General features: G+C 38.4%; 18 protein-coding genes. 10 read left to right on the top strand and 8 right to left on the bottom strand.

Features of this window, described 5'->3' with window-relative positions; genetic code table 11:
• The first annotated feature begins 1,113 nt into the window (after positions 1–1,113).
• From OCV82_RS13390 to OCV82_RS13345, 10 genes are all read left to right on the top strand, one after another.
• Positions 1,114–4,164 carry a SusC/RagA family TonB-linked outer membrane protein gene (locus OCV82_RS13390; protein WP_154044865.1) on the top strand — a complete coding sequence of 1,017 codons (3,051 nt, stop codon included), beginning with the start codon at positions 1,114–1,116 and terminating at the stop codon, positions 4,162–4,164.
• A gap of 12 nt (positions 4,165–4,176) precedes the next feature.
• The gene (locus OCV82_RS13385) at positions 4,177–5,946 is read left to right on the top strand and encodes a SusD/RagB family nutrient-binding outer membrane lipoprotein (protein WP_154044864.1); all 1,770 of its coding nucleotides are present in this window, start codon (positions 4,177–4,179) and stop codon (positions 5,944–5,946) included.
• Between the two features lie 187 nt (positions 5,947–6,133).
• Positions 6,134–6,946 (top strand): MBL fold metallo-hydrolase, encoded by an 813-nt coding sequence (locus OCV82_RS13380; RefSeq protein WP_154044863.1) that lies wholly within the window; start codon positions 6,134–6,136, stop codon positions 6,944–6,946.
• Positions 6,947–6,949: 3 nt separating this feature from the next.
• Complete coding sequence (locus OCV82_RS13375) at positions 6,950–7,249, top strand: hypothetical protein (RefSeq protein WP_154044862.1); 300 nt, start codon at positions 6,950–6,952, stop codon at positions 7,247–7,249.
• Between the two features lie 431 nt (positions 7,250–7,680).
• Positions 7,681–10,113: a bifunctional aspartate kinase/homoserine dehydrogenase I gene (thrA, locus tag OCV82_RS13370; RefSeq protein WP_154044861.1), complete on the top strand. Its 2,433-nt coding sequence runs from the start codon at positions 7,681–7,683 to the stop codon at positions 10,111–10,113.
• A 15-nt stretch (positions 10,114–10,128) separates the two neighbouring features.
• On the top strand, positions 10,129–11,337 hold the full coding sequence (locus OCV82_RS13365) for a cofactor-independent phosphoglycerate mutase (RefSeq protein WP_154044860.1): 1,209 nt from the start codon (positions 10,129–10,131) through the stop codon (positions 11,335–11,337).
• A 111-nt stretch (positions 11,338–11,448) separates the two neighbouring features.
• A complete protein-coding gene (gene thrC / locus OCV82_RS13360; protein WP_154044859.1) occupies positions 11,449–12,750 on the top strand; it encodes a threonine synthase in 1,302 nt (433 codons plus the stop codon).
• 112 nt (positions 12,751–12,862) lie between these two features.
• A complete protein-coding gene (locus tag OCV82_RS13355) occupies positions 12,863–13,732 on the top strand; it encodes a hypothetical protein (protein WP_154044858.1) in 870 nt (289 codons plus the stop codon).
• A 115-nt stretch (positions 13,733–13,847) separates the two neighbouring features.
• Entirely contained in the window at positions 13,848–15,200 is a 1,353-nt protein-coding gene (locus OCV82_RS13350) for a sulfatase family protein (RefSeq protein ID WP_154044857.1), read from the top strand.
• Positions 15,201–15,222: 22 nt separating this feature from the next.
• Complete coding sequence (locus OCV82_RS13345; RefSeq protein ID WP_154044856.1) at positions 15,223–16,011, top strand: DUF1961 family protein; 789 nt, start codon at positions 15,223–15,225, stop codon at positions 16,009–16,011.
• A gap of 120 nt (positions 16,012–16,131) precedes the next feature.
• On the opposite strand, the gene OCV82_RS13340 is transcribed toward OCV82_RS13345, so the two are convergent.
• The 8 genes from OCV82_RS13340 to OCV82_RS13305 form a co-directional block, all read right to left on the bottom strand.
• On the bottom strand, positions 16,132–16,545 hold the full coding sequence (locus OCV82_RS13340) for a hypothetical protein (protein WP_154044855.1): 414 nt from the start codon (positions 16,543–16,545) through the stop codon (positions 16,132–16,134).
• Positions 16,546–16,772: 227 nt separating this feature from the next.
• The gene (locus tag OCV82_RS13335; protein ID WP_154044854.1) at positions 16,773–17,402 is read right to left on the bottom strand and encodes a cytidylate kinase-like family protein; all 630 of its coding nucleotides are present in this window, start codon (positions 17,400–17,402) and stop codon (positions 16,773–16,775) included.
• Positions 17,403–17,477: 75 nt separating this feature from the next.
• Entirely contained in the window at positions 17,478–18,830 is a 1,353-nt protein-coding gene (locus tag OCV82_RS13330) for an MATE family efflux transporter (protein ID WP_154044853.1), read from the bottom strand.
• A gap of 76 nt (positions 18,831–18,906) precedes the next feature.
• Entirely contained in the window at positions 18,907–19,557 is a 651-nt protein-coding gene (locus tag OCV82_RS13325; protein WP_154044852.1) for a hypothetical protein, read from the bottom strand.
• 192 nt (positions 19,558–19,749) lie between these two features.
• Positions 19,750–20,904, bottom strand: a complete 1,155-nt coding sequence (gene galK, locus OCV82_RS13320; RefSeq protein ID WP_154044851.1) for a galactokinase — start codon at positions 20,902–20,904, stop codon at positions 19,750–19,752.
• A gap of 78 nt (positions 20,905–20,982) precedes the next feature.
• Positions 20,983–22,293 (bottom strand): MFS transporter, encoded by a 1,311-nt coding sequence (locus OCV82_RS13315; protein ID WP_154044850.1) that lies wholly within the window; start codon positions 22,291–22,293, stop codon positions 20,983–20,985.
• 40 nt (positions 22,294–22,333) lie between these two features.
• Positions 22,334–23,428 (bottom strand): aldose epimerase family protein, encoded by a 1,095-nt coding sequence (locus tag OCV82_RS13310; protein ID WP_154044849.1) that lies wholly within the window; start codon positions 23,426–23,428, stop codon positions 22,334–22,336.
• A 127-nt stretch (positions 23,429–23,555) separates the two neighbouring features.
• Complete coding sequence (locus tag OCV82_RS13305) at positions 23,556–24,851, bottom strand: bifunctional folylpolyglutamate synthase/dihydrofolate synthase (protein WP_154044867.1); 1,296 nt, start codon at positions 24,849–24,851, stop codon at positions 23,556–23,558.
• Between the last annotated feature and the right edge of the window lie 147 nt (positions 24,852–24,998).

The raw sequence follows: 24,998 nt of genomic DNA, 5'->3' as shown, positions 1-24,998 counted from the left end.
CTTCTGCCATAACTGATACATTTAGGGTTACACTATACAAAGGTAACTTCAGCTTGACTATTTACATTCTCTTTGGCGTGATTTTTTTATCTCATGGGAATTTCAATTTATAATATTCATTGGTTTATGTATAGGCTATATATGTTTTTGTTAATGACAATTTGACAAAATGATAATTGGTTAAGCTGAGAGTCTGAATTTTGCAGACGATTTATTGTTTGATGGTAATAAATGATTTCTGGTAGGTTATGATAATAGTAAAAAGTTAGGTAGTTATATATGTAGATTTTTATATGTAGCATATTATGAATATATGCTTTAAATATGTCTTGTATGCGTTTATATTTTTGCATTATTGATATTTTAATTTACGCTGTTTTTATTTCCAAAATAGAGAAAAAACGTTGCTTTTTTCAATGTTTTTAGCCGGACTCAAGCGTTTTATAAAAACGACAGGTCATTTTGAAAGATATTCTTTGTCGTTTTAATTGGAATTCTTTGTTGTTTTATTGAAGTATTTCGTTTGGGCGATTGTTAATTCTAAGTGGGTATTTAACATCTTGGACTGTTTAGATGTTATTTCTGTTGGTTATATTGTGGGCTTGATTAACTTTTGCTTTCTAGATGGCAATAAATAATAAATATAGTTGTTATTTGTTTTGTCATTTCTTGTGATAAAAAGAAGCTATATTGCTGAAATGTTACTCAATATGTTAGTTTTGGTTGGTGCTTGAATTTTATCTCCTTTCTGTTCAAATACTGCACATAAAACCGGTCCTTTGACTTTTATGAATTCTTTTTCCGCTATTTCCCATTATTATAATGTGGGATTATTTTCATTTGTTTCTACTGTATAATTATTTATTTTATATGAAGTTCTAAAATATCACCTTTGTTAATATCTTGAAAGTTAAATAGTTATCTCTGTATATGCCTCGTTTTTTTTATAAATGGAGTCTCTTTCCGAGTATTTTTATTTCATTTTATTTATTTATTTGAAAAAATATTTTTATATTTGCGATGTTAGCATTAAATCTTTATTGAACCGAAAAAAACTAAACTGCTTTATTTTAGAATATATAGCAACATTGTTTTATTTTTAAATTTAATACTATGCAGAAGCGATTTTCTCTTTCTGTAGTGACATTCCTGGTAGGGATGTTTCTAACTTCGTTGTATGCACAGGCTCAAATCGTTCAAGGTACTGTGACAGACAAGGAAATGAATGAACCATTAATTGGTGTAAATGTACTTATAAAGGGTACAACGACTGGTACTGTTACCGATTTCTCCGGTAATTATTCTATTGAAGCTTCTCCTGATGACATTCTTGTGTTTTCATATGTAAGTATGAAAAGTGTTGAAGAAACAGTTGGTAATCGTAAGATAATTAATGTAGTGATGGAATCTGATGCCCAGAGTTTGGGTGAAGTGGTGGTGACTGCTATGGGTATTCAGCGTCAATCGGAAACACTGACCTATTCGGCCCAGACTGTAGGAGGTAAGGACGTAAATGATGTGAAGAGTGTCAATATGATTAACGCACTGCAAGGAAAGAGTGCAGGTTTACAGATTACTCCTAACTCTACAGGTGCCGGTGGTTCTTCTAAAATCCAGTTCAGAGGAAGTAAATCTATCAGCGGTAGTAACCAGCCGCTTATCGTTGTTGACGGTGTTCCGGTGATGACTACTGTTTCAACTGAACAGGTTGACAGCAACTGGGGTGGACAGCGAGACGGTGGTGACGTCATGTCAACAATAAATCCTGATGATATTGCTTCAATCACCTTGCTGAAAGGTGCTTCTGCTGCTGCCTTGTACGGAGCTGTGGCTGCGAACGGTGCTATCATGATTACAACCAAGTCTGCTCAGTCTGGTAAAGTGTCTGTAAATGTTTCCAGCAATACTACTATGGAAACTCCGATGCTTTTGCCTGAATTCCAAAACAATTACGGTATGAGCGACAGCGGTACTTACAGTTGGGGTAACAAACTGGATTCTCCTGCTCCAAATTATCTGAAGAAATTTTACCGTACAGGTTTCACTACCAACAATTCTATATCTCTTGCAGGTGGTAATGAAAACATACAGTCTTATTTCTCATATGGAAATGTATATTCTCAGGGTATAACTCCTACGAATGATTATCGTAGCCACAACTTGAGCTCTAAGGTTGGCTTTAATGTACTGAAAAATATTCATGTAGATTTCAATGCTAAATTTGTAAATCAGTATATCAAGAACCAGGCTGCTGCAGGTTATCTGTTCAATCCTTTGACTGGAGCTTATTTGTTCCCAAGAGGTGAGAATTGGGACGGATATAAGGAAAATTTTGAAGTGTTTGATCCGGAAAGAGGTATTAACGTACAGAACTGGACAAACGTTAAACAGGAACAGTTCAGTAATCCATATTGGGTATTGAACCGTCAGGCTTCTATCGTTGATCGTAACAGATATGAATTTGGTGGTAGCGTTAAATGGGATATTACACCGGATTTTAATATACAGGGACGTATGCGTTACGAACGTGGTGAAGAACATTGGACTAATAATCTTTACGCATCAAGTAGCGGTGATAAATATACAATGGGACGTTTCAAAGATAACAGATACTTCAGTGACCAGCTTTACGGTGATGTCCTTTTGAACTATAATCATACATTCAATGATTTTATGTTGTCTGTAACTGCAGGTTCAAGTTTCACAAAGAGCAAGACATCGCATGTGGATATGTTGGCAGAAGGTGAAAAGTTTGTTTCTCCTGGAACAGGTAATGTATTTTATCCTAATATTTTTGCTCCAAACAACTATTATAAGAATCTTTTCGTTCTTGGTAATGAAGACTTCTGGAATACAGAAAAACGATTGAATGCTGTATTTGCTACAGCTCAGGTGGGATGGAGAGACGGATTGTTCCTGGATCTTTCTGCACGTAACGACTGGTCATCTGCACTTGCTTATACAGAAAGCTGCTCATTCTTCTATCCTTCAGTAGGTGCCAGCTTGCTTTTGGACAGATTTGTAGATATGGGTAAGAATGTTAATCTGTTAAAGTTACGCGGAAGCTACTCTATAGTAGGTAATGACGTTCCTGTTTACGTAACAAATCTCCTTTATCACTTCGTAAAAGACGGTAATGGTGCTATCGGTGCTCCTGAAAATGCTCCTTTCCGTACTTTGAAACCAGAGAAGACACATTCTATGGAATTTGGTTTTGAAGGTACATTCTTCCAGAACCGTTTGACAATGGCTCTTACTTACTATAAGACTAATACCAAGAACCAGTTCTTCTCTGTATCTGCTCCTTATCAGTCAGGATTGAGAAACCGCTATGTAAATGCCGGTGACGTTCAGAACCAGGGATTTGAATTTACAGCAGGCTGGTATCAGCAGTTTAATGACAATTTCAGCTGGAGTACTGATTTCAATATCTCGTATAATGAGAATATTATAAAGGAACTTGTAGATGAACTTCCTAATGGTTTGACTCTTACAGACTTTGGTGGTGCCAAGATTATCCTGAAAGAAGGTGGACAGTATGGAGATTTGTACGTTCGTCATATCATGCGTGATGAAAACGGCAAGCCTATAAAGAATGATGAAGGAAAACCTGTTATTAGCGGTGACGGACCTAACGAACTTGAATATGCGGGAAATATGAATTCGAAGGTATTTGCAGGATGGACCAATACTTTCTATTACAAAGACTTCTCTCTTTCATTCTTGATTGATGCACGCTTTGGCGGTAAGGTATTGTCAATGACTGAGGCTACACTTGACGGTTGGGGCGTTTCCAAACGTACAGGTGATGCGCGTGATGCAGGAAAGGTAGTTGTTGACGGAGTTGAATTTGATCCGAGAGCATGGTACACTACAACAGGTAGCTCAAACTTCAATACTCCTTATGCCAATGAAAATTATGTATATGATGCAACTAATGTACGTCTGCGTGAATTAAGCTTCGGATATACTTTCCGCAATCTGTTTGGAGCAGGAAAGAATCTTACAGCAGCGGTTATCGGACGTAACTTGTTCTTCTTCTATAAGGATGCGCCTATGGATCCGGATATTTCTGCAGGTACTGGCAATGGTATCCAGGGAGTGGATATGTTTGGTTTGCCTACTTCACGCAGTTTCGGTTTGAACCTTAAACTTAACTTCTAATATATGTCAACTATGAAACGTAAACAAATATTGAAATGCGCTTTGATTATGGCGCTTCCTATATTGGGAGGGAATATGATTACCTCTTGTATAGATGATTTTGAAAGTATTAATACTAGTAATGTTCAGGTTGATCCAAATGATTTGCCAACTTCAGCTCAGTGGTTGGAACCTATGACTTATTGTTATCCTCCACAGCAGAATATGTTCCAGTTTTGGACAAACCTTACTATTGACCTATATAGTGGTTATTTCATGACTCCTAACGGTGGATTCACTAATGGTGACTTGGGTGAAAACCGTGGTCATAGCGGTGGTATGCATGAAAACTTCTATCTTCATATATTCAATAATACAAGACGTATTATTGCAGCATGTAAGGCTGACGGAGAAAATGGTCTTGCTGCTGTTATGAGTATAGTTCAAGCTTATGGAACACTGATGACTACAGATGCATATGGTCCTTTGGCTTATACTTCAATCCTTGAAGCTGATGAATATACCACATCGTATTATTTCGATAGTCAGCAGCAGCTTTATAAAATAATGTTGACCGATTTGGGAGATGCTATCACTGCTATTGAATCGATGACAGAAAATGAAAAGGCAAAATTGAAGAGTGCCGATGTATGGTGTAATGGCGATACAGAAATGTGGGTAAAAATAGCTAACACCATGAGATTGCGTATGGCTCTGCGTCTGTCAAAACGTGTGGATGAAATGAATCAGGTAGGAATAGACGTAAAACAGATAGCTACAGATGCAGCAAAGAATACTCTTGCTAACGGTGGTAAGGATATACTTATAGAGAAAGGTCTTGAAAACTATATGTGGTTGATGTTTAACTGGGGTGACTGCGGATTTAACGCTAATCTCGTAACGTTAATGTCAGGAATGAAGGATCCACGTCAGCCATTATATATGACAAAGAATATTGAAGATGTATTATATGAAGGATATTCTAAAAAGAAAGATGAAGATGGCGTAGTTACTTATTGGAAAGGTGATAAACAGGTTGACAAGTCAGAAGCAGTTGCAGTTGAAGAGAATAAACAGTATTTAGGAATACGATTTGCCAGCGGTTTGCCTAACAAACCTAATAATTGGGCTTCTTTCTCTTCATGGGTTGACTATAAGAATGAAATAGGTATATTTACTGCACCTCTTCCTATATTTAAACAAGCGGAATCTTACTTCCTGCTTGCTGAAGCTAAACTTCGTTGGAATATAGGTAATGAAAGCGTACAGCAGTTATATGAGGACGGTATCCGTAAATCAATGGAAAACGAACTCAAATATCGTGGAAATTATGCAGGAATAAAAGCTTATCCTGATGGTGCTGTAGAGGATTATATCAAAGGAACATCAACACAGGAAGATTTTAAAGATCCTATTTGGCCTAAATTGGATATAGAAGCATTGAACAAGCTGTGTGTTAAATGGGATGAAGGAGCAAGTCAAGAAGATAAACTTGCAAGAATCATTACTCAGAAGTATTTTGCACTGTTCCCGTTATCAACAGAAGCTTGGGCAGAACAGCGAAGAACTGGATATCCAATACTGTTCCCTGCTTTCGTGAACGAAAGCAACAATGCTATTGACTCTACTGAAGGTATTCGCCGTGTAATATATGCAGAAAATGAATATAATACAAATGGAGAAGAACTTGAGAAATCAGGAATAAAACTCCTGAATGAAGAAAATACAAGTAAATTGGGATTCTCCGGTGATAAAGGTGGTACTCATGTTTGGTGGGATAATGCGAACAAAGGTAATTTCTGATAATATTTGTATTTGATATTTAATTATGTGCCCGGCCTGACGGAAAGAAGCAGGTCGGGCATTTATATTGTTCTTGAAATGTTTTTATTTGCATTACACTTTTATAATACCAGTATTTATAATGTTATTGTAGAATTTTTTTTACTATAATTGCATTTGATAGTTTTAATTCTCTGTATATAAAAATATGAAATGTAGAATAACAACATTAGTAGAAAACTGTGTTTATGGTCGTAAGCTGCAGGCTGAACATGGCTTGTCATTATATGTTGAGGCGGGAGGTAATGTAGTACTTTTTGATACAGGTGCGTCTGATTTATTTATACGTAATGCACGTTTGTTGCATTGCGATTTGCAGCGCGTGGATTATCTTGTATTGTCGCACGGACATAGTGACCATTCTGGAGGGCTTGAAGCGTTTCTTGAAATAAACAAGAAAGCGAAAGTACTCTGTAAACGTGAGGCTCTGGATCCTAAGTTTAAGGGAGACCGCGAAAATGGTATCAGAAATGCTGTACGTATGGATATGTCGCGTTTTATATTTGTGGATAAAACTACGGAGATACTTCCAGGAATATGGATATTTCCTGATTTGCCTGTAATCAATGAATATGATACTCATTTTGAACAGTTTATTGTAAAGCGTGACGGGGAGTTGATACCTGACCGATTCGAAGATGAGTTGGCTTTAGTGTTGAAAGGGGAAGAAAGTATGATATTGCTTAGTGCATGTTCACATCGTGGGATAACCAATATTTTACGCAGTGTGTCTTCGTTTTTTAATGAAAACCATTTAAAAATGATTATAGGTGGTTTCCATATACATAATGCTTCGTCAGATAAGGATGATGTAATAGTAAAAGGATTGAAAAACTCATTGCCGGACGAACTGGGTGTATGTCATTGTTCGGGAGTTGATAAGTATGCTTTGTTTTATTCTTTGTGGGGAAATAAAGTGTTCTATAATCACACAGGTTGTATAAAAGAGGTGGAATTATAGTTCTTGGATTTAAGTGATTTATTTCTAATCAAAATCTTTTTACTATCTTCGCTGGCCAAAGGAATAAACAATTCATTATATATAAATTATGAAAAAGAAACTTCTAAATTTATCGGCATCAATGTTAGGAATTGCTGTGGTAGCTTCTACATTGATATTGAGTTTGCAACTAAGTTTAGAACAGAAAACGGCGGTATAACTCCGGCTCTTCAGGCTGATCTTGATAAAATTAACGGCGCAGGAATTCCTCGTGATATTAGATTTATACAGGGAGATGATATCCTTTTTGGTTCTGCTGAATAATAAAAATACTAAGTAATATGATAAAGGAAGGTGTACAAATAGATTGATACATCTTCCTTTATTTGTTTATAAACGATTGTAATGTGTCTGTTTTGTCACAAAAAAAACAAGTTTGACTGCAAAAAAATCCTTTTTTGTGTTTGATTGTAGAAAAATGTTCTTATATTTGCCAACGATAAAACTTTTAACAAACATTTCAATCTAAATGACTGCACATTATAACAATATCACAACTTATGGAATGGGGCGTACGTTCGTCACATTATGTGGTACTGGGATGACCCCTCGGGGTTGAGTATATATATAATGTGTTTCTACGTGATACACGCTTACGGACGTAAGCATTTTCTTCTTTTTTATTCAAGTTTTAATCATTTTATTTTTTGTACTGCTTTGGCGTACAATGAAACGTATTCAATAATCTCAAAGGTATGAAAGTGTTGAAATTCGGCGGAACATCTGTAGGTTCTGTCAATAGCATGGTAAGTGTAAAAAAGATTGTCGAAGCTATAGATGATAAAGTAATAGTTGTGGTATCAGCATTAGGAGGTATAACCGACAAGCTGATAAAGACTTCAAAAATGGCATCGGAGGGCGATTCGGCATATGAAAAGGAAATGAAGGAAATAGTGAACCGTCATATTGAAATGGTTTATACTGTTATTCCTGCAGGAAAAGACAGAGAAGTTCTCCTTGACAGGGTGAATGAACTGTTGAGCGAACTGAAAGATATATTCCAGGGTATTTTCCTTATTCGCGACTTGTCGCCAAAAACTTCGGCCACAATAGTCAGCTATGGCGAGCGTTTGTCATCCATAATAGTTGCTACTCTGATAGAGGGTGCCGTATGGTTCGATTCACGTACATTTATCAAGACAGAGAAAAAGCATAACAAACATATTCTTGATTCAGAACTTACAAATACTTTGGTAAGGGAAGCTTTTGTAGAACTTCCGAAAGTCTCACTTGTTCCGGGATTTATTTCTACAGATAAGAATACAGGTGAAGTTACTAACCTGGGACGCGGTGGCTCGGATTATACAGCTGCCATTATCGCTGCTGCGCTTGATGCCGATATTCTGGAAATATGGACAGATGTTGACGGATTCATGACTGCCGATCCACGTGTAATCAGTACGGCATATCCTATAAACGAACTGAGTTATGTTGAGGCAATGGAGCTTTGTAACTTCGGTGCTAAGGTGGTTTATCCTCCTACAATATATCCTGTATGCCATAAAAACATTCCGGTTCTTATCAAGAATACTTTCAATCCTGAAGCTCCGGGAACTATTATCAAACAGGACTCTGACCATTCATCCAAACCTATCAAGGGTATTTCGTCAATCAATGATACTTGTCTTATCACAATGACAGGTCTTGGTATGGTGGGCGTGATTGGTGTTAACCACCGTATATTCAAGACTTTGGCCGAAAACGGTATCAGTGTGTTCCTTGTGTCACAGGCATCGTCTGAAAACTCTACTTCAATTGGTGTACGAAACGAGGATGCTGCATTGGCTTGCGAAGTGCTTAATGCCGAGTTTGCAAAGGAAATAGAAATGGGTGAGATTTCGCCTATGATGGCAGAAGGCAATCTGGCGACAGTTGCTATTGTCGGTGAGAACATGAAACATACTCCTGGTATCGCCGGTAAGCTATTCGGTACTCTGGGACGTAACGGTATCAACGTGATAGCTTGTGCTCAGGGTGCTTCGGAAACCAATATATCTTTTGTTGTAGAGGCTGAGTCATTGCGTAAGACGCTTAACGTAATCCATGATTCTTTTTTCTTGTCTGAGTACCAGGTACTGAATCTTTTCATATGCGGTATTGGTACGGTAGGAAACAGTCTGATTGAGCAGATTCACAGTCAGCAGGAAAAACTGATGAAGGAACGTGGTTTGCGTCTGAGAGTAGTAGGTATAGCAAACGGACATCAGGCATATTTCACACGTCGAGGAATTGATCTGGAAAATTACCGTAAGGAACTTGAAGAAAAAGGTATCCCTTCGTCTCCACAGGTCCTTCACGATGAGATTATCGGCATGAATATATTTAACTCTGTGTTCGTAGATTGTACTGCAAGTCCAGTGATAGCCGGTCTTTATAAGGATTTCCTGAGTCATAATATTTCGGTTGTGGCTGCCAATAAGATTGCGGCATCTTCGGAATATGAAATATATGAAGAACTGAAACAGATAGCACGTCAGCGTGGAGTAAAATTCCTGTTCGAGACAAATGTAGGTGCCGGTCTTCCGGTAATCAATACCATCAATGACCTGATCAACAGTGGTGACAAGATTTTGAGAATTGAGGCTGTTGTGAGCGGTACATTGAATTTCATTTTCAACAAGCTGAGCAGTGATGTTCCTTTGAGCGAGACTATACGTCTGGCCAAGGAAGGCGGATACTCTGAACCAGACCCAAGAATAGACCTTAGCGGAAAGGATGTTATCAGAAAACTTGTCATTCTTGCCCGCGAAGCGGGATACAGACTCAATCAGGAAGATGTGGAGAAGAACCTTTTCATACCTGATGAGTTCTTTGAAGGTTCTATTGATGATTTCTGGAAGAACATCAGTAAGCTTGATGCCGATTTTGAAGCTAAACGAAAAGAACTTGAGGCTAACAACAAGAGATGGAGATTTGTTGCCAAACTTGAAAACGGAAAGGGTAGTGTTTCTCTTCAGGAGGTTGGTGCTAATCATCCTTTCTATAACCTTGAGGGAACAAATAATATAATACTTATTACTACTGAACGATATAATGAATATCCTATGCTCATTCAGGGATATGGTGCCGGAGCAAGTGTTACGGCAGCGGGTGTATTTGCCGACATCATGAGTATAGCGAATATATAAATACAACTAACAGATATGAAACACATTATAATTCTGGGCGACGGTATGGCGGACTGGCCAGTACCTGCCCTTGGGGATAAGACTTTATTGCAATACGCAAAGACTCCATATATGGATAAGCTTGCAGCTATGGGACGTACAGGTATGCTGAAGACAGTAGCCGACGGTTTTCATCCAGGCAGCGAGGTTGCAAACATGTCGGTAATGGGATATGACTTGCCTACGGTGTATGAGGGACGCGGAGTGCTTGAAGCTGCAAGCATCGGTGTTGACCTTGAGCCGGGAGATATGGCTATGCGTTGCAATATTATATGTGTTGAAGGAGAAACTCTTAAAAATCATTCGGCAGGACATATCACGACGGAAGAGGCTGACGAACTTATTAAATTCCTTGAAGAACGACTTGGTACTGACAGGATACATTTCTATACAGGGGTTCAGTACCGTCATCTGTTGGTAATAAAAGGCGGTAACAAGCATCTTCATTGCGTTCCGCCTCATGACATTCCTTTGCAGCCGTTCCGCCCTAATATGATAAAGGCTGAATGTCCGGAGGCTCAGGAAACTGCCGATTTGCTGAATGCCCTTATTCTTAAATCTCAGGAACTGCTGGCATCGCATCCTGTAAACTTGAAACGTGTGGCTGAGGGTAAGGATCCTGCCAACAGTATATGGCCATGGAGTCCTGGCTACAGACCTAAGATGGAACCATTGTCGCAGAAGTACCCTCAGATAAAGAAGGGCTCTGTGATAACTGCTGTAGATCTTATCCGTGGTATCGGACGTTATGCCGGATTGAGATGTATAGATGTGGAAGGTGCTACAGGGCTTTATAATACAAATTATGAAGGAAAGGCAGCAGCTGCTATTGAAGCCCTGAAAACGGATGACTTCGTTTATCTGCATATTGAGGCAAGCGACGAAGCCGGACATGAAGGTGATGTGAATTTAAAACTTCAGACCATAGAAAACCTGGATAAACGTGCGGTAGGTCCGATATATGAGGCTGTAAAAGACTGGGATGAGCCTGTCGCTATTGCCGTACTTCCTGACCATCCTACACCATGCGAACATCGTACTCATACCAATGAGCCTGTTCCATTCCTGATTTATTATCCGGGAATTGAGCCTGACAGCGTACAGACTTACGATGAGATTTCATGCAAATCCGGAGTGTATGGTACAATGGAAAGGGACGAGTTTATGAATGAATTTATGAAATAATATTTTAGGTAACGAGTTGACTTGTTGACAAGTTAATAGATAGGTTTTTCCCATATTATTATAACCTTGTCAACTTGTAACTGTTGCCTTGTCAACTATAATAAGAAACCTATGAAATATTACAGTACAAACAAACAAGCTTCGGATGCATCGCTTGAAGAAGCTGTGGTAAAAGGTCTGGCATCGGACAAAGGTCTGTATATGCCTTACGAGATAAAGCCTTTGCCAAAATCATTCTTTGACGAGATAGAAAACCTTTCATTTCAGGAAATAGCCTACCGTGTGGCTGACGCTTTCTTCGGTGAGGATGTTCCTGCAGAAACTTTGAAACACATTGTCTATGATACACTGAACTTTGATGTCCCTGCCGTAAAGGTTAAAGACAATATTTATTCACTGGAGCTTTTCCATGGCCCTACTTTGGCATTCAAGGATGTTGGCGGACGTTTCATGGCACGACTTTTGGGATATTTCATCCGTAAGGAAGGCAAGAAGGAGGTGAACGTGCTTGTTGCTACATCTGGTGATACAGGTAGTGCTGTTGCAAACGGTTTCCTTGGAGTAGAAGGTATTCATGTTTATGTACTTTACCCAAAAGGTAAGGTGAGTGAAATTCAGGAAAAACAGTTCACTACCCTCGGAAAGAACATTACGGCAATAGAGGTGGACGGCACATTCGATGACTGTCAGGCTTTGGTCAAGAACGCATTCATGGATAAGGAACTTAATGCTCATATGCAGCTCACTTCTGCCAACTCCATCAATGTGGCACGCTTCCTTCCACAGTCATTCTATTATTTCTATGCATACGCACAGATGAAGAAACAGGGATTGGCTGACAATCTGGTGGTTTGTGTGCCAAGCGGTAACTTCGGTAACATCACAGCCGGGCTGTTCGGAAAGAAGATGGGATTGCCTATCAAACGCTTCATAGCAGCTAACAACCGTAATGACATCTTCTATCAATATCTGAAGACAGGCGAGTATAATCCGCGTCCGTCTATAGCTACTATTGCCAATGCCATGGATGTTGGCGACCCAAGTAACTTTGCACGTATAATTGATCTTTACGGTGGAAGCCATGATAAGATTGCGGCTGAAATCTCAGGCGAAACTTACACGGATGAACAGATAAGCGAAACTGTACAGAAGGTATATGAAGAAACCGGTTATCTGCTCGATCCTCACGGAGCATGCGGATATCGTGCTTTGGCAGAAGAATTGCAGCCTGGTGAAACAGGAGTATTCCTTGAAACTGCTCATCCAGCCAAGTTCCTTCAGACTGTTCAGAACATTATAGGTGCTGATGTAAAGATTCCTGAGAAGCTTCAGGAGTTCATGCGCGGAAAGAAACTCAGTGTGCCTATGAGCAAGGATTTTGCTTCTTTCAAGGAGTATTTGATGAAACAGTAATAATTGAATTGTAAATAATTTTGTAAGGTTGTTTAAGATTTTTTCTTAGGCAACCTTTTTTTAATATCTCTGTTTGTTTGTAACTTGCATTCCGTTTTGAAATATATCTATCATGAATAGAGTAAGTTTAATAGTATTTGGTTTATTTTTATCAGGAACATTTATGGTATCTTGTACACAAAAAACAGAGAAAGAAGTAGTAAAAACAGCTCCGGAAGTAATGGCTTCGGAGAATGATGTATTTGCCGGAGTTAATCTGACAGTGAGTGAAGGTAAACGTCTTATAGCCAAAGGAATAATGGCAATGCCTTCGGTGAAAGAAAAACTTGAAAAAGGGATGATTATTGTCACTAAAGGAACTACAAATACTTATATAGCCGAAGATTTGCTGAATAAGAGTATTGAACATGGTAGTTTCGTTATAGGTCATTTTGCTCCCGAAGGTCAGTCTCCGGTGAATGCGGATAAGAGGCAGATGCAGGAAGTGGTTATAAAGGATGGAAAGGTGTTGGATGTAACATATGACGAGGCTTTGAAAATGCTTGAACCCGGTGATATAGTGATGAAAGGAGGCAACCTTCTGAACTATTCCATGAAGCAGGCAGCTGTTTGTATAGGTGCTCCCAATGGTGGTACTACATATAAACTTCTTTCTTATGTAGGCGAAGGTAAGGCGGAACTTATAATCCCGATAGGTCTGGAGAAAGAGACCACGGCAAATCTTGAGATACTAGAGAATACATTGAATGCCGGTAACGAAAGACTGAATTCCGTTCCAAAGCTTTATATGTTCAGGACAGGTACGGTGTTTACCGAGATAGAAGCAATACGCCAGTTCGCCGATGTGAAGGTATTTCCATACGGTGTAGGAGGAATATCAGGAAGAGAAGGCGGGGTGTCATTGGTAATATCGGGTAATGAAACGGAAGTCAATAAAGTATTGGAACTTGTAAGAACTATTCAGGGTGAACGTCCTTTTTAAAGTCTTTATTGTAAAAATATATAATATTGAAAGTTTTTATTCTGTAGTATAAGTTATTTGCTGTATTATTTTATAATTTTGCCTTGTATAACTTAATAACTTAATTAAATCTATTATGAAAAAATTCTTGATAGTAGGAGGGATGGTTCTTCCTGCTTTTGTTCAGTCGGCAGAAAAGCCTAATATTATTTATATTATGACCGACCAGCAGACGGCAACAGCCATGAGTTGTATGGGAAACAAAGACTTGCATACCCCCAACATGGACCGTTTGGCAGAGGCAGGAGTAATGTTTCGCAATGCTTATTGTTCTACACCTCTAAGCGGACCTTCAAGGGCATCTATGTTTACAGGACATTTTGCCCATGAGATAGGTATGCCGAGTAATGGCGATCCTATGCCGGAAAATCTGAAGAGCCAAAGCCTTGGTGTACTGATGAGTAATGCCGGATATGATTGTGTTTATGCCGGAAAATGGCATGTACATACGGCTTCTATTCCTGATAAGGAATTTGGGTTCAGAAACATACACGACCATAATGATTTCGGTCTGGCAGAATCGTGCATAAATTATCTTGACTCAAAGCATAAATCACCTTTTTTCCTTGTAGCTTCGTTTGATAATCCTCATAACATATGCGAATTTGCACGTCAGCAAAATCTTCCTTATGCGGATACTCCTCAGGCTGACATTGCCGAGTGTCCTGGATTGCCGTTGAATTATGAACGTAATCCGTATGATGCCGATGTGATAAGGTATGAGAAGAGCTTGAATTATAGTGCTTATCCCACTTCAAACTATACTCCTGACGATTGGCGTAGATACAGAAATGCGTATTTCAGACTTGTGGAGCATGTGGATGCGGAGATTGGCAAGCTGGTTGATGCCATAGACCGTAACGGATTATGGCAAAATACGGTTATTATTTTTACCAGCGATCATGGCGACGGAATGGGGGCACATCAGTGGAATCAGAAGTCTGCTCTTTATGAAGAGGTGATCAATGTTCCTATGATAGTAGTTCTTCCTGGAAAAAAGAATGCCGGAAAGGAATTGCCTCAATTGGTAAACAATGGTGTGGATTTCTTTGCGTCAGTATGCGACTGGGCTGAAGTGAAAATGCCTGAAGGATTGCCTGGACGTTCTTATAGGAAACTGGTTGAAAATTGTGATATAAATGCCGGACATCAGGATTTCGTAGTTACCGAAACTATGTTTGATAAAGGTGGGAACACCCGTGGTTGGGCTTTGAGAACAAAAGATTTCAAATATGTGATTTATGATAAAGGACATTATCGCGAACAGTTGTTTGATATGAATACAGACCGTGGTGAAATGAGAAATCTTGCTATAGAGAAAAGATATGAAACAGAGCTTAAGCGGCACAGGGCTTTGCTTGATGAATGGATGAAGCTGCATAAAACGAAGCAGATACGTGCCGGCTTGAATATTATTCCTGGATTTTAATTAACAACTAAGTGTAATTTATATGAGAGTATTTTTTTTATTGATAGGATTACTTCTTCAGATAGGAACTTTTGCCCAGTCTGAAAAATATTATGGTGAATTTCAGAAACTGGCTTCTAAAGATATGAAGTTGGTATTTGAAGACTCTTTCAAAAAGGATTGGCAGAAGCAATGGTTTAAGGACGGTGATATAGCCAAAGTGGTACACCGCAACGGTGGACTTGAAGTCTATGCCGGTGATGAGGCTTATAATGATGCGCATCACACTGTTTTGTGGACAAAGAAAGAGTTTGAAGGTAATATTATGATAGAATACGATTTTACAAGATTGGATTCATCAAAGTATTATTTTGTTAATATCCTTTATATTCAGGCAACAGGTTCCGGTGAAGGTGAGTATGCCGAGGATATTTCGAAATGGAACAATTTGAGAAAAGTTCCGGCCATGAGCACATATTTCAGGAATATGAATACCTATCACATCAGTTATGCCGTGACCGGTGTACCATCGGAGAATAAAGACGAGTATATCAGAGGACGCAGATATATGCCTGGAAATAATCTTAACGGTACGGATCTGAAACTGGAATATTACAATACAGGTTTGTTCAAGATAGGAGTGACTTATCATATCAAGGTGATAAAATATGGCGATCAGCTGTATATGAATGTCACTGGTGACGGAAAGAATGAGACTTTCTATTTTGACGGTTCCTCAGCTCCGGCTATAACGAAAGGTAGAATAGGGCTCAGACAGATGTTTACCCGTAATTCGAGATATGCCAATTTCAAAGTGTACAGTATAAAATAAAGAGAGAAAAGATTTTTTTACTTGTATCTCAAAACGCCTTGCCATTTCAATCGGAATAGCAGGGCGTTTTTGGTAATACTTGATTTGCTTGTCAGATACGTGATATAGTGTCCTTAAATTTTATTTCTTTGATTTGTCTGTAATAAACTTTTCAGTGCGGAAAGTTATATAATATGCAGTGCATACTAATATCCCGGTAAGTATCCAAGATGCCGGATATACCATCATTAAAACATCATATCCTCTCCATATTGGATCAAGTCCTATACATGCCTCATGTACTGAGTTCTGCAACTCTTCTTCGGCATATTCCTTTTCAACTATCATCTCTCCACTTTCCCAGTTTCCGAAATCACGGTCGAACGTAACGCAATCGCTGATATACTGTGCTGTAGCTTTTGCTCCTACAGATGGCAGAAGGTCGTTCTTAGCTATCTCTATGGCTTTTTCCGCCTCGTCTGTCATCAATGAATGGATGTTGATACTTTTACTGTTTTCATCTGCCAGCCTGAAGACTTCGTCCAGTGTCAGCATCCGTGTCTGAGCCTGTAAGCATGAAATACTTCCTGCCCTATGAGACAGGGTTCAGTACGCCTAATAATTTCAACCGAGTATTTAAGCAAATTACCGGAACTTCGCCAAGTCTGTATGAGAAAGGAGTAACGGACAATAAAAAATCAGCCATAGAGCAATAAATACGCTTTATGGCTGACAGTGAATGTATATTTAAAAATTATCCGTGTATTGTTCCTGAGTTTATATTAAAGATCTAACTTTTTTGTGACGAATTCTTTTACGAACTCTACAGTTCCGTCTATACCAAGTACTGAAGAGTCAACGCAAAGGTGATATGTAGCTGCTGCCCCCCAGGTTTTGTAACTATAGTAGTTATAATATGAAGAACGTTTCTTGTCTGCTTTTTCCATAAGTTCCTCAGCTTCTTCAGCAGATATTTCCAGTGTAGCCATAAGGCGTTCTATTCGTGCTTCGGGAGATGATGATATAAATACATTGGCGCATCTTGGATGGTCGCGAAGTATATAGTCTGCACATCTTCCTACGAAAAGACATGATTGCTTTTCAGCTAGTTCTCTGATTACATCGCTCTGTATCTTGAATAGAGAATCATTGCTGAGATATGAATTATAAGGATAGGCTCCTTCAGTAAGGAAAGGAAATCTTGAACCGAATAACCCTCCAAGGATGGTTTTTGATGCTTTCTCGTCTGCCTGTTCAAAGAATTCGCGGCAGAGTCCGCTTTCTTTTGATGCCAGGTTTATAAGTTCCTTATCGTAGAAAGCTATATTTAGTTCTTTTGCAAGTTTTTCGCCTATTTCTCTTCCGCCACTACCGAGCTGACGTCCGAGGTTTATTACAAAATTATCTTTCATGGTTGTAAGTTTTTAATATGTCTTTCTACAAATATAATTCTTATGAATTAAAAATCAAAATGTATATGTGAGAACTTAAGCACTATGCTTCCTGAACTTGTCGAACTGTCTGTATAACATAATTGCTGCCAGTACGCTTGCTGCAAGGTCGGATATAGGCATACTTATCCATACTCCGTGCGATCCGAAGAACAGTGGCAGTATGAAAAGACATGGTATCAGTATAAGTACCTGACGGCTTAGGGACAGTATGATTGCCTTACGTGCCATACCGATACTCTGGAAGAAGTTAGACGTAACCATCTGGAAACCTATTATAGGGAAGAACATTACTACAATTCTAAGGCCATTGGCAGATAGATTTACAAGTGTCTCGTCTGTGGTAAATGCAGATACTGCAAGTCTTGGAATGAATTCACCTACTATAAATCCTGAAGTGGTTATTATCGTGGCTGCTATAACAGTAAGTTTCATAACATGGTTAACACGATGGTATTGCTTTGCCCCGAAATTATATCCTGCTATAGGCTGCATACCTTGGTTCAGGCCCATTACTATCATGACAAACAGGAAGACAATCCTGTTTACTATTCCGAATGCACCTATAGCAAGGTCACCGTCATATAATTTTAATCCTTTGTTTATGAGAATGACTATAAAGCATGATGCCAGATTCATGAGGAATGGCGCCATACCTATGCCTATAATGTTTGATACCAGATTGCCGTGAAGTCTGTATATGCCTCTTCTGAAATGCAGCAGTTCATTTTTATTGCAGAATATTTTTATTAACCATATGAGTGATATAATCTGTGCCAGTATGGTCGCAACGGCAGCTCCTTTTATTCCCATATGGAAACCGTAGATAAAAAGAGGGTCAAGTATGGTATTTATTACCACTGTCAGTATTGTAGCTACCATAGCTTTCTGTGGATGTCCGGCAGAGCGTAGAACTGAGTTCAGACCAAGATATAAATGTGTTATGGCATTTCCCAACAATATGATAACCATATAATCTCGCGCATAAGGAATGGTAGCTTCACTTGCTCCGAAGAAATATAGTATCGGGTCGAGGAATATGAGTGTGATTATTGTAAACAATATACCCATAATTACATTTAGCGAGACTACATTACCTAGAATGTGTTGTGCCGAAGAATAATCTTTTTGTCCCAGCTTTACGGAAACAAGTGTTGAGGCTCCGACACCTACAAGCGAGCCAAACGCAGCTGCCAGATTCATCAGTGGGAATGTTATGGCAAGTCCGGATATAGCCATCGGACCGACTCCATGACCGATGAATATACTGTCCACCATGTTGTAAAGTGACGATGCTGTCATGGCAATGATTGCCGGAACAGCATATTGCATAAGAAGTTTTCCTATAGGTTCGGTTCCAAGTTCAGTTGCAGTTACTTTTTGTGACATATATTTACGATATTTCTTTCAGCTTGCAAAGTTAGGATTTTTTATCCTATAATGTATCTGAATGTAGTCTATTTGATTACCAGTAATATGGTCCGTAACCTTTTATTCCTTCTACACCGAAGCTGATAGAAGAACTTTCGCCTATTTTGAAGTTTATCATTCCACCTAGCTTATCGGGTGAAAAATTAGGAAGAGGGTAATATAAAGGAGAACGTTGAGGCATCAATGATTTGTTTCCATACCCATATAGTGTAATCTTGTCGTTAAGTTTGAAAGCTGCCACGCCTGCTATTCCTACGTTTTTGTAATTGATAAATCCCCAATCCATGTTTGTGGCATATAGTCCACCGGCAACACTTAATCTGTTATTGATGGGAACAGCATACATGAAAGCCGCGTCCTGTCCGAATCCTACTCCTGAAGGTGCGTATTTGGATGGGCTGAATGTGACATGCATACCTAAGGAAGCGTTAAATCCTTTATGGAGTTCCCAATTTGCGTAATTATACGAGAATGGAGTAATTCCGTACATACCGAACGGCGTGGACATGCCAACCGGGGTGATAGGAGCAAAGAGCTTTGTGTCAAGTGAATCTTTTGGGAACTCAGAATTTATTATGTTGTCTGCATTGACTACGGAGTCTTTAACTGATATATTCTCTGTATTTTGCGACAGAACATATATGGGAAACAAAGCGAATAATATTATGTAATATACACGATTCATTTTGATGGAATTTATTGTTATTTCCAAAGATAGAAAATATATGTTCACTATGTTGTAACCCAGTAAGTTTTTTATGAAAAATAAAGTGCTTTTTTAGACTTTAAAATGATTTTAAATATATATCTGTTGGTAAAAAAAGAAGAGCCTGTTTTTGCAGACTCTTCTTTTAGACAGTTATTTAATTTTTATGGCTTAGCATATTTTACGTGAACCATCTCCAATAACTACGTCGTAAACTTTAGGGCTACGACCGAATTTTTCTTTGAAACGTTCTTTGGCTGTAGTTATGAATGTTTCGTACAATTCATTCTTAACAAGGTTGATTGTACAACCGCCGAAGCCTCCACCCATAACTCGTGAACCTGTAACTCCGCAGTCGAATGCAATATCGTTCAGGAAATCAAGTTCTTCGCAGCTTACTTCGTACAGTTTGCTCATACCATGATGAGTTTCATACATTTTTTGTCCTACAGTTTCATAATCGCCTTTCTCAAGAGCATCGCAAACGTCAAGAACTCTCTGTATTTCTTCAATAACATATTCTGCACGTTTGTAATCTTCTTCAGTTACTTCGTTCTTTACAGCATTCAGCATATCCATTGTACAGTCGCGAAGGAATTCTACATTAGGATGTGTTTTCTTTATCGCTGCAACAACGTTTTCACAGCTTTGACGACGTTTATTGTATGCTGATGAAGCCAATTCGTGTTTAACTACTGAATCAACAAGCACCAGTCTGTAGCCTTCCGGTTTGAATGGGAAGTATTGATATTCCAGAGAACGGCAATCCAAACGGATAAGGCTTCCTTCTTTACCGAATACAGAAGCGAACTGGTCCATGATACCACATTTCACACCACAGTAGTTGTGTTCTGTAGCCTGACCAACTTTTGCCAATTCGAATTTGTCTATTTTATTTTCGCCAAACAAGTCGTTCAAAGCAAAGGCATATGTTGATTCCAATGCTGCTGATGAAGACATACCAGCACCCAGAGGAACATCACCTGCAAAAGCTGTATTGAATCCTTTTACATCAACACCGCGTTTGATCATTTCACGGCATACACCGAATATATATCTGGCCCAGCTTGCTGATGGAGCATCTTCTTCATTCAATCCGAATTCTACATAATCTTTAAGGTCGATTGAGTAGGCACAAACTTTGTCTGTTCCGTTAGGTTTGATTTCTGCCATCATACCTTTGTCAACTGCACCAGGGAAAACGAATCCACCATTATAGTCTGTATGTTCACCGATAAGGTTGATACGTCCTGGTGAGGCATATATTGAGCCAGTAGTACCGTCAAAATGCTTGATAAAGCGGCTTCTTACAAATTCTATGTCCATGATTATAAATATTAAAAGGTTAATATAATAAAATCATGATAGTACTATTTATAATAATACTACCATGATTTTCGTTAGTTATTCAACAGGAATATCTTTGTTTACATTCTTGCAACCTACGAGACCGTAGAAGAGAAGGTAAGCAAGAGCAAGTACGATTACCCAATAGCTGTTCATAAATCCGGCAACATCTGCTACCCAACCTTGGATAAGAGGGAGAATACCCCCACCGCAAACAAGTACCATAAATAAGCCGGAAGCAGCAGCTATATATTTTCCTAAACCTTCTACTGCAAGGTTAAAGATACTACCCCACATGATAGAAGTACATATACCAACTAGAACTAGATACATAGCATTTACAGGAACTTTAGCCAGTCCGAAAGACAAGCTGCCTGTAGCGCTTTGTTGAAGAACAGGAAGGTCAACCATTGTCTGTGTAGAAGAGAAGATTGCAAGCAATACCAGGATTAATCCAAGACCTGATGTGAATATCATCATTGCACGGCTTGAAACTTTTGCTCCTAATGATGCACCAGCCAAACGTCCTAAAAGCATCAGTAACCAATATGTACCTACAACGAAACCGGCTATTGTAGTGTTTATTCCCGCTCCACCTTTAGCAGTTTCTTCTGTAAGGAATAGATTTAAAGTTCCAGGAACACCTACTTCAATACCAACATATACGAATATTGCAATTGCTCCCAATACGAAATGGCGGAAACGAAGTACGCCTTTCATCAAGCTACCAATCGGTTCGCTTGTTTTAGCAGCAGCAGGTTCAGGTATATTAACAAAGAGCAATACTATGAATGCCAGTGCAAATACTGCCATTGCAGTGTACATAACAGGGAAGATCTGTGAAATAGTAGCTTTCTCTACAGAACCAGCTATAAGGATACCAACAAACATCGGTGTAATGGTAGCCATAACAGAGTTGAATGATCCTCCAATCTGGATAAGCTGATTTCCTTTGTTGCCTTCACCTCCAAGTTTATTAAGCATAGGGTTTACAACAGTGTTGAGCAGACACATAGAGAAACCTGAAATGAAAGCTCCTACCAAGTAAACGGCAAATGCAGACGATGGCGATGCATGTCCTGAAAGATATTGAACTCCAACACCTATAAAACCTACAGCAACAGCTATAAGTGCAGTCTTTTTATATCCTACTTTTGTTAATAATATTCCGCTTGGGATACCCATTACGGCATAAGCGATAAAGTTACCAAGGTTGCCTAACATTCCGAGGGCATTTGATACCGAGAACTGGTTTTTCAATACGATACCCATAGGGGCGGCAAGGTTGGTTACGAAAGCAATCATACCGAAAAGGAAAATCATGGTAATGATTGCAATGAAATTGCCATTTTGTTTTTGTTGGTTCATAATTTGTTTAAAAGATAAAATGATTAATTATTAGGTTTATTTATTTTTCTATTCCGAATTTGTATATAGTTACTTGATGATAAGTTTCTCCCGGTGTTAGTACTGCCGATGGGAAGTGACCTTTATTGGGTGTGTCAGGGAAACGTTGTGCTTCGAAACATATTGCACTTCTGGCAGGGAATGTTGCACCATGATAACCGCTGAAACCACTATGCCAGTTGGCTGTATATAGTTGTACTCCAGGCTCAGTAGTATAAACCTCCATACTTCTTCCGCTTATCGGTTCAACACATTTTGCTGCAAATGTCAAGGCTCCTTGTTCTTCTTTATTCAGAACATAGCAGTGGTCGTATCCTGCACCGTATATCAGCTGTTGGAATTTGTCATTAATTCTGCTACCAACAGTTTGTGGAGTTCTGAAGTCCATTGGTGTTCCTTCTACTTTGCTGATTTCTCCGGTAGGTATTGAAACCTCGTCTATCGGAGTATAGAAGTCGGCGTTAATAGTAAGAATATTGTTCTCTACAGATGGAGTAGGATTTTTAACTCCTGAAAGACTAAAGAAAGCATGATGTGTTAGGTTTATCAAAGTCTTTTTATCTGTAATGGCTGTATATGTTATGATTAGTTCGTTATTGTCAGATAGGGTATATATAACAGTTATATCCAAATTACCAGGGAATCCCTCTTCTCCGTCTTTGGATAAATAATGTAATGTTACGCTCTGTTTGCTTGTTTGTTCAGCATCCCATACGCGGGCATGATATCCAGTTGGACCTCCATGTAATGAATTAGGACCGTTATTTATAGTAAGATTATATTCTTTTCCGTCTAATTTGAATTTACCTTTCGCTATTCTGTTTCCGTATCTTCCGATAAGGGTACTTAAAAAAGGTTCCGGACTGTTTATTACGCCATCTATACTGTCGTGTCCTTGTATAACATTTTCTATTTTACCGTTTTTGTCTGGTACCATAATTGTCAGTATGGCACCTCCATAGTTTGTTACTGCAATTTCTGCACCTTTTTCATTTGATAAAATAAAGAGGTCTGTATGTTTTCCATCAATTGTTTTTTGGAAGTCTTCTCTTTTAAGACCGCTTAAATTGTTTTCATGGTAAAATGTGTTGTCCATATATTAAAAAATCTTTCTATTTACACATAATTTATTTTGTTGTGCAAATAAAAAGATTTTATTTAAAATACCCAAACATTTTTGCTAAAAGAAGTCGTATTTATCTTTATAAATGTTGTTATTTTGTTTAATTATGATTTTTGTATAATACCATAAGGTCAGATACAATAAAAGTGCTTCCACCAACAAATATCATGTCATTTTCACTTGCGTTCTTTTGGGCAGCTTCGAGTGCTTCTTTTACGCTATTGTATGCATTTCCATGCAATCCATGTCTGTTACCTATGGCTTTTATTTCGTTTGCTGGTAAAGCTCTTTTTACAGATGCCTGTGTGAAATAATATATAGCGTTTTTAGGCAACATTGAAATGACTCCGTTTATATCTTTATCATTTACCATCCCTATTATGAAATGTAAGTGTTCATACTTCATGTATGATAACTGATCCACAATATACTGCATTCCACCTGTGTTATGTCCGGTGTCACATATTAAGGTCGGTTTTTCTTCAAGCTTTTGCCATCTTCCCATGAGACCGGTAAGTTTGCATACATTCTTAAATCCGTTCTCGATGTCCTTTACGTTGATGTTATATCCTATTTCTTTTAGTTTATTTATTGCGTTAAGGATAGTATTGGTGTTTTTTAATTGGCAATAGCCGTTCAGTTCTCCATAAAGGTTTTCTATCTCATTTGTATGATAGATAAAATGTCCATTATCGTCTGTAGATGTGCTTTTAATAAGTTTGTTATCTTGTGCAAACGTGATTTCCGTACCTACAGTTTTTGCTTTGTTAGAAAAAACTTCTTTAGTTTCAGGGGTATATTCTCCTATAATTACCGGAATATTGTGCTTTATGATACCGGCTTTTTCTCCGGCTATTTTCTCGAGTGTGTTACCTAAAAACTGTGTGTGATCCAGACTAATGTTTGTAATTATACTCAGATCCGGAGTAATGATGTTTGTACAGTCGAGGCGTCCGCCTAAACCGACTTCTATAACGGCTACATCTACTTTCTTTTGCGAAAAATATAGAAAGGCCATTGCAGTTGTCAATTCAAAAAAAGAAGGATGCAATGGCTCGAAGAAACTCTTGTGGTCTTTTACAAAATTTATCACAAATTCTTCCTCGATAGGTTCACCGTTTACTCTTATGCGCTCGCTGAAATCAACCAGATGTGGTGAAGTATATAATCCAGTCTTATATCCGGCAGATTGCAGTATGGCTGCTATAGTATGCGAGCATGAGCCTTTGCCGTTGGTACCGGCAATATGTATTGTCTTGAAATTCTTGTGCGGATGATTAAAATAATTGTCCAGTTTGATAGTATTGTCCAGACCTTCCTTGTACGCGTCTTTGCCTATATTCTGGAATAAAGGCGTAACGTTATATAAATATTCAATTGTTTCTTTATAGTTCATGTCTTTGTTGCTTATTTTCACTGCAAATATCATCAATTTTTTTGGTTTGATTGTAATCGAAACTTCTATTTTTTTACCCATGAAATCATTGCTTTTTTATGATTATACAAAAATTAAAAATTTGTTTACTTGTAAACATAAATAATC

The sequence above is a fragment of the Bacteroides cellulolyticus genome, assembly GCF_025567135.1.
In the GTDB taxonomy this organism is placed as follows: Bacteria; Bacteroidota; Bacteroidia; order Bacteroidales; family Bacteroidaceae; genus Phocaeicola; species Phocaeicola cellulolyticus.
The sequence above is the reverse complement of the archived record's forward strand: the minus strand, read 5'-3'. Positions and strand labels throughout refer to the sequence as shown.